The sequence below is a fragment of the Candidatus Nitrososphaera sp. 86-2 genome (genome assembly GCF_056726185.1).
Map to the genome: position 1 here is coordinate 917,791 of NZ_JBWZON010000001.1, position 12,524 is coordinate 930,314.

General features: G+C 45.2%; 16 protein-coding genes. 8 read left to right on the forward strand and 8 right to left on the reverse strand.

The window, feature by feature from the left end:
* Positions 1–13: 13 nt before the first annotated feature.
* Positions 14–169: a hypothetical protein gene (locus tag ACYOR7_RS05595; RefSeq protein WP_479913347.1), complete on the reverse strand. Its 156-nt coding sequence runs from the start codon at positions 167–169 to the stop codon at positions 14–16.
* A 154-nt stretch (positions 170–323) separates the two neighbouring features.
* On the opposite strand from ACYOR7_RS05595, the gene ACYOR7_RS05600 reads away from it, so the two are divergent.
* Entirely contained in the window at positions 324–482 is a 159-nt protein-coding gene (locus ACYOR7_RS05600; protein WP_479913348.1) for a hypothetical protein, read from the forward strand.
* A gap of 48 nt (positions 483–530) precedes the next feature.
* Here the strand turns inward: ACYOR7_RS05600 and sso10a are convergent, their stop codons facing one another.
* On the reverse strand, positions 531–800 hold the full coding sequence (gene sso10a, locus ACYOR7_RS05605; RefSeq protein WP_479913349.1) for an Sso10a family chromatin protein: 270 nt from the start codon (positions 798–800) through the stop codon (positions 531–533).
* 154 nt (positions 801–954) lie between these two features.
* Here sso10a and ACYOR7_RS05610 point away from each other — a divergent pair, with 154 nt between their 5' ends.
* Together ACYOR7_RS05610 and ACYOR7_RS05615 are read left to right on the forward strand one after the other, a co-directional pair.
* Positions 955–1,251 (forward strand): hypothetical protein, encoded by a 297-nt coding sequence (locus tag ACYOR7_RS05610; protein WP_479913350.1) that lies wholly within the window; start codon positions 955–957, stop codon positions 1,249–1,251.
* 635 nt (positions 1,252–1,886) lie between these two features.
* A complete protein-coding gene (locus ACYOR7_RS05615; RefSeq protein WP_479914451.1) occupies positions 1,887–2,201 on the forward strand; it encodes a hypothetical protein in 315 nt (104 codons plus the stop codon).
* Positions 2,202–2,339: 138 nt separating this feature from the next.
* Here ACYOR7_RS05615 and ACYOR7_RS05620 read toward each other — a convergent pair whose 3' ends face one another.
* Positions 2,340–2,690: a hypothetical protein gene (locus ACYOR7_RS05620; RefSeq protein ID WP_479913351.1), complete on the reverse strand. Its 351-nt coding sequence runs from the start codon at positions 2,688–2,690 to the stop codon at positions 2,340–2,342.
* A gap of 310 nt (positions 2,691–3,000) precedes the next feature.
* Here ACYOR7_RS05620 and ACYOR7_RS05625 point away from each other — a divergent pair, with 310 nt between their 5' ends.
* Positions 3,001–3,414 (forward strand): hypothetical protein, encoded by a 414-nt coding sequence (locus tag ACYOR7_RS05625; protein WP_479913352.1) that lies wholly within the window; start codon positions 3,001–3,003, stop codon positions 3,412–3,414.
* 513 nt (positions 3,415–3,927) lie between these two features.
* Here ACYOR7_RS05625 and ACYOR7_RS05630 read toward each other — a convergent pair.
* The 4 genes from ACYOR7_RS05630 to ACYOR7_RS05645 all read right to left on the reverse strand — a co-directional run bounded on the left by ACYOR7_RS05630 (position 3,928) and on the right by ACYOR7_RS05645 (position 7,946).
* Positions 3,928–4,533, reverse strand: a complete 606-nt coding sequence (locus ACYOR7_RS05630; RefSeq protein WP_479913353.1) for a hypothetical protein — start codon at positions 4,531–4,533, stop codon at positions 3,928–3,930.
* Between the two features lie 1,470 nt (positions 4,534–6,003).
* Positions 6,004–7,281 (reverse strand): hypothetical protein, encoded by a 1,278-nt coding sequence (locus tag ACYOR7_RS05635; protein WP_479913354.1) that lies wholly within the window; start codon positions 7,279–7,281, stop codon positions 6,004–6,006.
* Between the two features lie 5 nt (positions 7,282–7,286).
* Positions 7,287–7,481 carry a DUF7557 family protein gene (locus tag ACYOR7_RS05640; RefSeq protein ID WP_479913355.1) on the reverse strand — a complete coding sequence of 65 codons (195 nt, stop codon included), beginning with the start codon at positions 7,479–7,481 and terminating at the stop codon, positions 7,287–7,289.
* A gap of 291 nt (positions 7,482–7,772) precedes the next feature.
* Positions 7,773–7,946, reverse strand: a complete 174-nt coding sequence (locus ACYOR7_RS05645) for a hypothetical protein (RefSeq protein ID WP_479913356.1) — start codon at positions 7,944–7,946, stop codon at positions 7,773–7,775.
* A gap of 108 nt (positions 7,947–8,054) precedes the next feature.
* Here ACYOR7_RS05645 and ACYOR7_RS05650 point away from each other — a divergent pair, with 108 nt between their 5' ends.
* The 4 genes from ACYOR7_RS05650 (at position 8,055) to ACYOR7_RS05665 (ending at position 9,217) form a co-directional block, all read left to right on the forward strand.
* Positions 8,055–8,273, forward strand: coding sequence for a hypothetical protein (locus tag ACYOR7_RS05650; RefSeq protein ID WP_479913357.1), 219 nt, complete (start codon positions 8,055–8,057; stop codon positions 8,271–8,273).
* A complete protein-coding gene (locus ACYOR7_RS05655; RefSeq protein ID WP_479913358.1) occupies positions 8,274–8,471 on the forward strand; it encodes a hypothetical protein in 198 nt (65 codons plus the stop codon). It abuts the gene before it with no gap.
* 309 nt (positions 8,472–8,780) lie between these two features.
* A complete protein-coding gene (locus ACYOR7_RS05660) occupies positions 8,781–8,954 on the forward strand; it encodes an AN1-type zinc finger domain-containing protein (protein WP_479913359.1) in 174 nt (57 codons plus the stop codon).
* Positions 8,942–9,217 (forward strand): hypothetical protein, encoded by a 276-nt coding sequence (locus ACYOR7_RS05665; RefSeq protein WP_479913360.1) that lies wholly within the window; start codon positions 8,942–8,944, stop codon positions 9,215–9,217. The genes ACYOR7_RS05660 and ACYOR7_RS05665 overlap by 13 nt, the downstream gene beginning before the upstream one ends.
* Here the strand turns inward: ACYOR7_RS05665 and ACYOR7_RS05670 are convergent.
* The gene (locus ACYOR7_RS05670) at positions 9,204–11,591 is read right to left on the reverse strand and encodes a hypothetical protein (protein ID WP_479913361.1); all 2,388 of its coding nucleotides are present in this window, start codon (positions 11,589–11,591) and stop codon (positions 9,204–9,206) included. The genes ACYOR7_RS05665 and ACYOR7_RS05670 overlap by 14 nt on opposite strands.
* Positions 11,592–12,524 lie beyond the last annotated feature (933 nt).

Sequence of the window (12,524 nt, forward strand, 5' to 3'; positions counted from 1 at the left end):
GGGACTATGCTTTTCATCCAGTCCCCGCTTTGCCTGCTATTTCGCCTCTTCTTTTCAATTCTTTGTTTATAGATTCAAGCAGCGTCCGGGCCTGTTCATCAGTGAGCCCCGTTAGCCATTCCTCAAGCTCCTGCTGTGTCGCGTTATTTGGGTCCGGTGGAAGTTTCATTTGCGTATGCTTAGCCGGTTAATCTTTAAAAAAGTACTTGAAGTTCACGTTAGGAAGTAATGTGAGTCCGAGCCAGATATACTGCGCTACGCACGTTCGAGTCAAGCTACACAACTCATTAATAAATTACTGCAGATCATTACGTTGAAAACTTATGCCTGAAGGAAAAAGTCGAAGGTTTTCAGCCAAGCAAGATAGACAGGCAAAACACATTGCAGCCTCTGAAAGGAAGAAAGGCAAATCTGCAAAGGCTGCAAAAAGAATAGGCTATGCAACCGTAAATAAGAACAAGGGTAAGAAGAAAAAGGACTAGTTGGACTGGCAGAGATGACAATCTTGGGCCGGGCCTCCTGTGGGCTCCTTACCTTTTCCTTTTCTTATTGGGCCTTATGCCATCGGCAACGGCATCATATGCTTTACGATATAGACTACCTTTTTCAGTCGTTTTGTATAATCTTGTTTCTTCTGAAAATTCTATCAGGCCAAGCTCTTGAAGGAGTGGAATATACTTTCTAAGCTGAGAGATCGAGACATAGCAGTTGTACATGAGCATGGTCTTCGATACGCCTTTCCCCTCAGCATTTGCAAGAATGCAAAACAGAATCTGATCGGGACTTCGGTTTTTTGGCAATCTGGACATTCTAAGATCATCCTAATACAAATGAGAGTAGCCGTAAAGTTTTAGCAAAATTCGAACATTGTTTTCACATACAGGTGATTGTCCAACCCCTCCCTCTCTTCAGGGTGATTTAGACTTTATAACATGTTATCACATGTTATAACATATGACCACAATTATACAACAACACATATCCTCAAAGCTTTGCAATGACATGGCGGAGATAGGTCTGACAAAGGAGCAAGTCAACTTGATTCGTGATCTGAGTAGCTGTATGTGCCTTGAACTCGAAATATTCGTCAAGATGGCCTTGGAGGAATACATGCAAATATTATTAGAAAATTATGAGCGAATAGGAAGAAGTGCACGGGAAGGGATCGTCAAGAAATATGCTAATATCGTCATTCCGATTCGCCATTCCGGGACGCTAGAGCCTGAAGGTCAGCTGCAGGGTAAGAAATAGTGGGCACGGTCGCCGTTCAGAAAGTTTGGGAAAGAGAGCGAAGCCCGGCTCGATATGGCCGGGCCCCAAAGGACGGGACGTGATGCCGATACAAATGGGCAAAGAGGGGAAGCAGCGAACTCTCTCTGCTATGATAAAAAAGGAGAATCGGCTACGATTCTTTCGATTCCCTCACAAGTTTCTCTAGCCGCTCTACCAACTCCGACAGCTCTTCAATTGTCAGGTCTGCCTTCTCGACTGCAGCGACATTCACACCAAGAGACCGAAGGCGCTCGTAAAGGAGATCTCTTTTGCGTCTTGAGTCTATGGATGATGATATCATGCGAAACTTTTGCATTTATGAAATAAATGATTCTTCATGTATCAGACACATCTTGAGGAGATTGTCGGATCTTTTCCTCGCAGACGGCTATTGTTTTTGCCAGCCAGCTCTAAGCGGACTGGATTTAGTCGAGTTAGGACCTTGAAGGTAGGAAATAGATGACTGAATGAAACGAGTCTTTCCTCAGTACACCGGACGCCTGCGAGAGGCACGGTTTTTTGAGTATAGGATTGGACTATATTTCACGATAGCTAATGCTGTACCAATATTCTTAAATTTGCTGAAGTTTTTTACTATATTCGGGTATATTGCTATGTTTCAAACCAATATCAGCGTCCTAGTTGACGGCATGCTGCAAAATATCAGGGCAACATTAGGTAGAGAGGCATACGATGTAGTTATGTCTAAAATAATTGGCGACTACTTTGGCGAGACGATAGAAATACGTGAAGCAATAATGTACAAGCCGGAATTATTTGAAACCGCCTTTCTAGAGTTGTTAGGACAAATGGGTTTCGTCCTTCTTGCAAAATCGTTAGCCGAGACCTGTCCCGAAAGCATTGGAATGCAGTATTCGAAAAGAGGAGATTTTGCAAGATACATCACCGTGCTACGGGCATACTCATGAACGGCGATTGTGTTAAAAAAGAAGGTCATAGTTAGAAGTAATATTTCCGTAAGTATCTGTTAGAGTCCATCTTTGGCCATACCTTGGAATAGGTTCAATCAGTGTTAAAACACAAAGTCCCAGAAGACATTTCGTTTGCTAGTCCATCTTTGGAATACGCTGTTGAATATTCTCTACTAAACTAATTTTCTGCTTGCCTGATTTGACGACTAGACACAAGACCTTCTGCACGCCTGTTGGAATAAGGAACACCTGTCCAAACTTGTAGCCGGCGTTCACATATTCAAGATCTCCCAAGTAGTCTCTTGCACTTTCTGTCATTGAGGTGACCATCTGTGCCCTGAATGCCAGCTGTCTCCATGCTTGCTCGTTAGGAACTGGCGTGCCTTCTCTAACGTACCAATCTACGGGCTCGTCTGCTTCAAGCAGCGCGGCAATCAGGATATCCTCATCAGATTTAACTAGTGATTCAAGAGAAAGTTCGTCCACGAGAGTCCCGAAATAATTTGGCGGAAAACCAATTCTAAAGAGTATCTACCGACTCTGGATTCTACATATTTAGAAATAGAACGATCAAAAAGGCGGGAGGGCCCGGCAAACTACAGAAGACGAGCAGGGGCGGAAGAGGCTAACCGCCTTGCTCGACATAAGAAAACGGAGAGCACTTGGTCCTGCAATTGCTTCTTCTCAAATCCTGCTCCAAGGATCAGATTATACAATTTTCAAACGAGCAAAAGTACCATTTTATTAAACAGAAATGGTCGCCTTCGTGTTATAGAAACTTCTAAGATAAGCTAATGTGGAAGTAAATCCTGCCATCTGCAAGTTAATTATTGCGGGTGCTGTTGAATTGGTTGACAAAGAGCCGGTATTTACAAAGAGCTTTATGATTCATGTCACACACATGCTAGACACCTCTCCATCTAAAGGCGAATCATCAGATGGATGGAGCGATATCATTTCAACTTTTGACAAGTCCCTCAGAGACGTCAGTATTTGGGACTTGGGCATAATCATGTCACTTCTAGCATATCATCTGGCAAACAATGATAGTGTTGAGGGCGAGAAAGATGACTCGGACAAAATAGATAATGGTCCCAAATACAAGTGCAACGGCAGAGATGCTAAAGAAGAAGCAAAATCGCAAACTTCTCTTGAGCCCAAGAAACGACGAACTTTCCTCGGCAATATTTTGAGGAAAACCATTAGTTAGTATAACATGAATCTCGAAAGGCTTGAAGTGGCCCTCGTTCGGGAGACACGCTCATCAAACGTGATCGGAACTTTAAGCAGTCTCGATACTCGTTTATGCGATAATTGGACAGACGGCTATAGCCCTAACTAGAATCCATCATCTCGGTCAGATTTGGACCGTTCAATTGCATAAAGAATGTTTTTCACGAGTTCCTTAGCTTGGGTGGGATGCAGGCTTTCAATAAATTCCTTGTTAGCGCCATACTTTGTCAATTGGTAATAATCCCATGTCGAATCACTTTGTGTGTGTTTTGTTGCCATCAAAATCACTTACAGGTTATCCCGACTAGCAGTTTATCAAAATTGTGGACCTATATTAACTGAAGAGAGTCCTAAGCTTCAACGAATATTGGGCTTCGCAATGTTCGATATGCTAATTCTGATCGTCTGGGACTGGCACCGACCAAGCAGCTATTGCTAGGTCTCGGAGGAGAGGGAGAGGTATAACCACAATGCCGTTAGCTAAGATTGTCTAGCGATCATCGTACTCAAAAATCAAGGAATTATTGGTACTTTGGAACTTTACATTATCAGCCGCAGTAATCAGAGCAGACTTGAACAATTCGGCGAAAAAGAGCGACCATCTTTCGCCCATATCATGTTGTAATACCAGCGAGTGCTTCGTAATACCGCTTTCAATTCCCTTTACGTGATGGCGTACTGCAAAACCTCCAATCTTTGCCCATGCTTCAATAAATCCGATAATGGAGCTTGCGTTGTATTCTCCAAACATAAGCAGGATAGTATCCTGTAGATCATTCTGGGCAATGTAGCAGGAAAGTTCTTTCACTTCCTGCTCAGTCAACCTATCCATTATGCGTACCATTAGCGCTTTCGGCATTGATATCATCCCCGCCTTGGAAGAGAATGTGTGGTATTCCATGTGAGACTTTAGAATTTGGTTTACAAGAGTATTCACGGTTACACCTTTCATTCGTGACTCCTCATCCAACTGGCTGTTCATATCATCTGCAAGTCTGAAGGTCTTGCTAATGCTTTTTCCAGAGCCAGAGGTGGCCATAATGATTTTCAACGATTCAACTTTAAATCTTTTTTGAGAGGCAGGCATTGCTGCCATTCTGACGTTTGGTGATACGGAGAGTGATCGAAAAGGCCCTACTCGCCCCAACCCAGATGGGGCTTTTGGGACCTAATGAACAGAGGACTTGCTCTACACCGCAACTACACTTGTCGAGCGTGCGGGGATATGGAAAGGCACGTCGGTAGGTTGGTTGATTGTTTGTAACTTAGTGAATGACTTTATGGTTTTAGAGAATTGTGGTACATTAGGGGAATGTACTACTAGGCGGTAGGCCAGAACCGCAGTGGGGCGACAATGGGCAAGCACGGCTTTCGTTCTGAGTGTTAATGATAGGATGAGCTCCGGCAGCACCAAAACAATGGCAAAACCATAACATGCAAGCAATAATCTAGACAGTTAGGTTCACCGGACATTATATACTCCGCCTAGAATGTAAGTCATGAGGGATGGGTTTGCCCGCTCCTGTCACGAAAGTCGCACGTCGTAAGGCGGGGCAGTCTTATTGCCCGATAAGTGCCAGTAGCACCCATCCCTCATTTGATGACAACAGTTAACCGCACTAGCATATTAAGTTGGTTGGTTGGTGGGTTGGTTGGTTAAAGCCCTCCGAGCCTCACTCAGGGAGACTAGGGGGAGTAAATTATTGCCATCAATCTTTGAACTTCAGTCTTACGCCTGCTATTCAAAAAAGGCCTGACTGCCGTCATGGTCTGGCTTAGACCTAACGCACAGTCAGGCTGTTTGCATTTTGTGCTCAGCGGAACGAAAAGCTACCTAGGACACGAGATCCTAGTACCTTTATTCCAAAGATGGCAAGGAGGCCGAAGATCAGTAGACCTATCCATCCTGTCATCTCTGTTGCAACCCTTGATACCCCTACACTGAAGATAGTCAGTGCAAGAATCAAGGCTGCGGTGGTTCCGAGAGCACCTTTTCCGATTGCGGAATTGATACCCATTAATTGACGGGTAATTAGTAGGAATCTTTAAATCTTCTCTATAATTTTGAACTAATAACACTGTTATAGAGTGGCAATTTAGGCAAATGTTGCGGCTGGAGATTAGACTAAAGCTTTTCTGCGGAGTGTGGAATAACGCAAAATCTGACTCCACATCTAATTAGGGCAAAACCGTGCTTGAATTAGAGCTTCTGTGGAGTGTGGAGTTTGTGGAGTCAAAATTACGAGTTCTCTCCTAAATCCTTTCTTTCTTTTTCTCTTCTTTCTATTCTATCTTTTTTCATTCCCTATAGGTATAGAAAGGATATGAAAAAGTGAGTCCACTGACTCCACACTCCACAAAACAGAAGATTTACGCTCAAAAACAGCCGATTTTGCTGTGGAGTCAAAAATCGGTGAGTCCACTGACTCCACACCCCATGCAGGATAGACCATAGTATAGGAACTAATTATTCACCAGAACAAACAAAAACTGTGGAGTCAACAGTTGACTCCACACAAGGAATTAGAGAAAAGCATGTGGAGTCAGAGTTTGACTCCACACGATTCTAAGCTGCTTCGGCGTCTGATGTCCATACCCCATCTACGAGTTTCATGTCTATTACGGAGACGTTCTTGCCAGCCAGCCTATCTATGCTGTAGTTTATGCCGGCTTGCTTGAGTTCTTCCCTGATCTTCGGGTCTTTCATCTTTCTGCCTAATACACGGCCATCTATTCCTGTTGTCTCTGCCAAGGCCTTCATCTCAATACGTGGGCCTTGCTGTCGCATCATCTTTAGTATTTCCGCTAATTGTTGTATTAGGTCTGCATTTTTGTTGGAAGGTGCTATATCTCTGATGAATGGAGCGTCGGCAATAGTCTTTCCTTCATATCGAGTGAGTATCTGGGCCGCCCCAACCACCGACTTTATCTTTGTGCTGTTAGGATGCCGGCCTGTCCTATTGTAGAATTTTAGGAAGATCTCGTCTCGTACTCTCTCATGATCAATGTCGTATGCATGGTTGTCAATTACTGCCAATGGAGTACCCGCCTCATCTTTGTAGAAAAAGATCTCATCCGTTAATTCTTGTAGAAGCAATGAGTCTACTTCTCCCCTTCCTTTGAAGATCCCTGTTACTTGAAGTTGGTAGTTTCTATGAGTATAGAACTCGTCTGTGTCTACTAATTGGACTAATTCTGTTCCTCTCCAACCGGGGAAATACACTCTATCTTTCGGGATCACCACTTCTCCAGATGTCAAGAACTGAACTCCGTTTTCAAACTGTTTAGAAGGCTTTCTGAAGTTCTTGTCGCATTTGAAAACAAAGACTAAATTCTTGTGTCGATCGGTAAACGCAACTGTTTGGAGGAGTGATAAGGAAACGTATTGGTCTTCCACTACATTATGATGCTCAGATAGCCACTCCTTGAGTTTGACTTCTGGATTGAGAGAAGACGGGACCTTTACGATGAACTGCCCATTTCCGGCTTGTATGCCAATATCCAGATTGTTATGTAGGATAAAGTACATCAGATCATTGAACTCATCTTCGGACTTGAAGCCATAATCCTCAAACCTTTCTATGTCGATCTCAGGTAGTGAAGAATCTACCTTCCCATATCTAAGAAGTCTAAATTTTACGACGTATTGTACCTTATCGAACAGCTTACTCATTTTTTCCAGCTCTGGCGTCATCTTATCTTCTTCATCGTTCTCGCCTACTATCCAATACTTGCTGATAATTTCCTCAGAGACTTTCAGGTTGCATTTACCTTTTATATCATTGACCTTTTTATTCTGGTAGTCGTCGGTTCTTGGATTGGCTTCTGGGACCTGACCGCTCATTTCTTTTATTCAGTCCTCTGCTCTGCACCGTTGATCACGGTGACTCCCGCCATCTCATCATTTACCTCAGATTCCGTGTACCGCTGGAGCAGTCTATTGATCACATGGTCATAACTATCGCCATATGCCTTCAACTGCCTAAGTCGCTCGTTGGTGGCTTTGGTTATAGCCACCGTCGTCACGTCTTCGCTTATAGCCATACTATAATAAAAAAAGAATTATGATATTTAAGGGTAGTACCATTTATATATAAGTTCCGCATGTTGTATTTAAGGATTAGAGGCTAACTACCTAAAGATTGGTAGATACCAATAAGGTGGTCACAATACGGCAACTGTCTAAGCCTTCATCCAAAACTAGCCTTTAATATCATAACGCATCCACAGAAGATGGCAAGCCAGAAAAAGGAGCGAACCATGCAAGCGAGCTAGCCAAATTAATAAGTGAACCAAACCGGTAAGCGCAAAAACGGAGGGCAAATCCCTCCCATTTTACAACTTTTGCAAGGCATTCAGCACAGAGTTAATCAACAGTACCTGCTCCGTCATTATGCCCCGTTTCTTTAGAATCCTGCTCTTCAATGTCTTGCGATAACCATCCGAATAAGCTTTGACATCTCCCTTCCGCAGGTCCTTTAGAAACTTTTCTTCCGTAGGACTTAACATAATATCGTAATTTCCCAATCTTGTATATAAGCATACATATCGATAACTGTATTACGTAAGCTAGTTAGCTTAGCTGATCTTATATACTGGATTACGGTATCCTGTAATATGAATAACGCAACAAACAACGCAAACATGAAAACACGCATGATCGGTGTAGGAATGGTAACGGGCGGAATGCTGGCAGCAGCGCTAGGCAGCGCAGCGTCGAACTCGTGGTTGGGAATCTCTATGATGACCATTGGGATTCTGTCCATCGGCATCGTGATTGGTTTTGACATCGGCATTCGTCAAGCACGCAAGGAAGCAAGGGAGGCTGTCCTGTAGTTGGCCCGCTTTTCCACCTCTGACCGCATTGCCGGCGTGATTTGTACCGGCGGCCTTTTGTTTTTGGCTGGCTGGTCGGGAGCCACTTTGAATGCGCACACGATATCGCTGCCGTTGCTCGTGGCATCGAGCGCAGGATTGGGTGCCTTGGTTGGGAGGCTTGTGAGCGTTATTGGCAAAAAGGAGGTCAGTGCATAACTTGGGCTGCCGTAACATCTGCGAACGACCGAACATCCGTTCCAGCAAGGAGCCTCGTATACCGCATGTGTTTTGCGCAACATGCGGGATTAATATCCACAAAGATTCCTTACTGCAAATGACCAGCGGAATGCTAGCATGCCCGTGTTGCCATTATCGTATAAGATCAAAGCCGAGAGACAAGGGCTACATGTTAACGATAGAGAACAGGCATTACTTAGCCAAGCTGAATCGTGAAATCGGACAGTCGATGAATAGTTGGATAAAGTCACTATGCGATGAGTGTGAAAAGGAGGTCGCACACTAGTCGTGATCAATCGTCCCTTGATCTGGAACCGTGAATGCCAAAACAAAGACTGCAATAAGATAGCACAAACTGCCTATCACTGTCGCTACTGCGGGCTGTCTTTTTGCGTCAACTGTCGCCTTCCGGAGAAGCACTATTGCCTTAAACAGGACCCGGCGTCACTGTGGATGGTATAGCATTTTTTGAGGTAGACAGAAAAGTGAACAAAATCATAACATGGCTTAAAGAACCGGGCTCTAAGCACTTCGTAGCCGCTGGCCTATGGTTCATCGGATGGGGACTCTTCGGTCCTCCAGTTGACAACCCTGCCGTCATGCCCATTGCGGTAGCCATCGAAATAGGTGGCTGGTGGCTAGGAATTACGGCTGTGCTTGCTATCTTGGGCCTAAGAAGAAGGAGTCAAGCAAAGAAGAAGGGCAGTGCCATTAGAACAGCGTAAATCTTTCCTTTTTCTTCCTACCTTTTCCGCCTCTTCTACCCTCTTTTTCAAAGGAGCCGATTCCCAAGAACTCAGAATCTCCGACTTTCCCGCCGCCTGTGAAGATGCCGCCCGAACCGTGTCTTTTCACTGCGCCTTTGGTAGGCTTGACAGCGATCGACAGCGGCGTATAGAATGGGTTGGCTACTCCGAGCTTGTCAACGTCGCTGGCAATCTTTCTCGGCCGCCTCATACTCAATAGCCCAAAGGAGCCATCACCTAATTTAGGAGGAGGCGGCAGTTTGATATTAGGTGGAGAAGGCGGAGGCGGCACTCTTGTTGGAGGTTTGCCCGGCGGCGGCATCCTGATTATGTCGGTAACTTGCCCCGGCGTGAATGTCGGTATAGTTTTGGTTGTCACTCGGCTTCCTTGTCCCGGAATGCGCAGGACGTCGAGTGTTGGCGCAGTATTTTGCCGCTGGCCTGTTTGCGAAAAGCCTGACATTGTGCTTTTCTGCTTCGTCTTGGCACGGCTCTGAATATCCATCAGTGCCGTTTGCCGAACAGCAAGAGATATGCCAAGGTCCTGAGCCTGTTGCGATGTAGATGTTGTTGCTTCCTGCGCTTGTAGAAGTTGCACAGTCTCTGTTTTCTCTTGGACCTTCTGTTTGCGTTTCTGGCCAGTGGTTTGAATTACCGGATTGATCAAAGACTGCAGTGCGGCAACGTCTGCCGGCTTGCTCTTTGATATTCGAGGCTTTGGCTTCGCCGTGGTAGTCGGTATACCTAAGAGATTCCGCAGCTTGTCTGATTGCTGTGGAATATTTTCCGCAGGGCTCGCTTTTGGTTGCACTTTTGTTTCTTGAGGTTTTGGTTTTGCAACAGTCGTGAGGTCCTCCAGCTTTTGCAATGTGACCGTCCCGTCGCTGCCTTTTGACTCTTTAAATCCAAAGTCCTCGGGCTTTATGTTTTGTGTCGGAGTAAACTTTGGACCTGTCCCGGTAGAAGGTTTTCCGCCGCCTCCAGTTAATCCACTCCCTAGTCCTGTCGAGGATGATTTGCCGAGATCGACCGTAACGTTCTCAAAGGGAGGAATTTGTGTCAACCTACCACTGCCAGTTCCAAGGTTTATGCTCTCGTTTGTAAACGGCTTGGCTGTTGCAGGTATCTCGATATTCTTTACGAGGCCACCGCTTAGAATAACTGGATTGTTCTCAAACGATGTGCTTCCAATTGGCTTTGATGCTATTGGTTTGATCTCAACAAACGAGACGTTATCGACAGGAGGCTCAGCCGGCTTTGATGATAGAGGAGCCTCATCTGCAAATGCTCGTTGAATGAATTTAGAGGATGCAGGCTTTGGTAGAGTAGGTTCAACTGATCCACCCTTACCTAATCGTGCGCCAAATATTGCCGGCAGTACGTCGATTGCCGTCGCAGCAGCAAAACCAATGGGATGCTCGGTCGCATATTGCTTGGCATACTCTACATTTTCCTGTTCTTTCTTGGCCCTTTCGCTATCACCGCTAGCTGTGGCAAGCGCACCGGTGCCAGCTCCGATAATCAAACCACCAGCACCAACAGATGGATTCTTTCTGTCGATGCCAAGCAAATCCTCAAAATGCCTTGCGCCCCTTTCACCCACGTCTTTGTAACCGATCTTTTCATAAAACGCCCTCATGCCGCCCGATAGAAACTGGCCGACTGCACCGATTGTGCCGGCGTACAAATCGTCAATCGGGTTCGCCGGCTTCTTTTGCTCCTGGGTCTCTTGTTTGTTGGCGCTCAGACTGTCATTGAGATTTACAGAATAGTTGTAAGGTCCGCCACTAAGCCTATCTTCCAGAGCGACAGTATAGTGTTTAGTGTATGTGACGGCAGGATTGTTCTTCGCACCCTGTGCAGTATTCGCCCGCTGATCGAGATACTTTTTTTGAAGTCCAAGATTCTGCCGCTGATAGTCGCTATAAGCGGCATTGAGGGCTTTGGAGCGAGCCTCATTCTCACCGACCGGCACGCTTATAGTGCGAGTGCCGGGGATCACATTCTTCCCGCCGGGTCCGATGATCGTTATGTCTGGGGTGCGTGACGTCGTGTAACTGTCCAAAACTTTCTCTTTTGCAGCGGCAACACGAGACTGCGTCAGCTCAACAGGCTTGCCCGTGCTGAGGGCTTCAGCCATTGCGTCATTTTGTGCCCGCACGTAGGCATTTGTCGCAATCTTGCGAGTGGCTTCATCTTTCATTGCAGCCTCTCGATCACTTGCAGACTCAGAACGTATAGGACCAATATCGTTTGAAGTTATGGTTTGTGACTGACCGGTACGAATAGCCTCAGCTTGCTTTTGCAAATTGACCTGTTGATATTTCTTATAGGCATCGTCAATCCCAGTCATTCTAGCTCTTGCCCTCTTTGGAATGAAGGACCTGATACACAATGTCGCTCATGCTAGCATAAGGACTCGGAGCTCTTGCTTTGAGCTCTTGGTATAATTCAGTACGAAGTCTAACGGTATGGAATCGACTTTGTTTGTGTGACATACTGTTCACGTAATAAAAAAGAGAGGTCTGGATTCGGGCGCTAGTCTTATCCCCAACGGAAATCGAGATATTGAACAAAAGGAGTCTAAATCTCGTAATTTGATCTCCAGTGGAGAATCAAACTTTGGAGCTTTTCGATAATTGTAAAGGGGTTAGGTGATTTGAATAAAGAAACCAACACGATGATCTCCTTATTTGCGATTGTCCAGCTAAAGTGCAGCACGTCCTGCAGGTCATGCCGAGTCAGGCTAAAATGCATTTTCCCAACGTACTCTTTTCTAAGATTCAGAAGCGAATTTATCAAAACTCGCTGGAATAGCAAATCTTTGATTTTGTCCTCGGGGGGGCAACATCACACCCTGCCGGCCCCTCCAAGTTTTGAGCTGTCCGTCTTCGATGAAGAGTGCGGAGATCACTTCCTTACCCACCTTCATTATTTCTGTTAGAAGGGTATCTGTAGACACCGATCTCACCTGAGCGATGTCGGGTGTGTCGTTAAGTTGTAAAATCTTGTTTGGTTGTTAGTCCGCATACGGGTAGATTGTCAAAATTCTAGAAATATGTTTCTAACATAATATGTCACTTTTAGGAAAATAACACAATATTTTTACTTCTACGCTAATGCCTCAATATCTTGCCATGCAAATAGCGTTGCATGGCCATTATCGTGTCGTGCTATTCGTACCGGTTTACTCTAATTGCCGATATACTCTAATCCGCAGTTCACACTATTTAGCTGTGAGGCGATGGAAAATCTTTGTAGCTTCAGTAATTGGGCTTGCAGCAGC

Bases quoted from the DNA above. Each gene is read 5' to 3' on its own strand.
- ACYOR7_RS05595 (WP_479913347.1), bottom strand. From the start codon at position 169: ATGAAACTTCCACCGGACCCAAATAACGCGACACAGCAGGAGCTTGAG.
- ACYOR7_RS05600 (WP_479913348.1), top strand. From the start codon at position 324: ATGCCTGAAGGAAAAAGTCGAAGGTTTTCAGCCAAGCAAGATAGACAG.
- ACYOR7_RS05610 (WP_479913350.1), top strand. From the start codon at position 955: ATGACCACAATTATACAACAACACATATCCTCAAAGCTTTGCAATGAC.
- ACYOR7_RS05615 (WP_479914451.1), top strand. From the start codon at position 1,887: ATGTTTCAAACCAATATCAGCGTCCTAGTTGACGGCATGCTGCAAAAT.
- ACYOR7_RS05630 (WP_479913353.1), bottom strand. From the start codon at position 4,533: ATGGCAGCAATGCCTGCCTCTCAAAAAAGATTTAAAGTTGAATCGTTG.
- ACYOR7_RS05635 (WP_479913354.1), bottom strand. From the start codon at position 7,281: ATGAGCGGTCAGGTCCCAGAAGCCAATCCAAGAACCGACGACTACCAG.
- ACYOR7_RS05640 (WP_479913355.1), bottom strand. From the start codon at position 7,481: ATGGCTATAAGCGAAGACGTGACGACGGTGGCTATAACCAAAGCCACC.
- ACYOR7_RS05645 (WP_479913356.1), bottom strand. From the start codon at position 7,946: ATGTTAAGTCCTACGGAAGAAAAGTTTCTAAAGGACCTGCGGAAGGGA.
- ACYOR7_RS05650 (WP_479913357.1), top strand. From the start codon at position 8,055: ATGAATAACGCAACAAACAACGCAAACATGAAAACACGCATGATCGGT.
- ACYOR7_RS05670 (WP_479913361.1), bottom strand. From the start codon at position 11,591: ATGACTGGGATTGACGATGCCTATAAGAAATATCAACAGGTCAATTTG.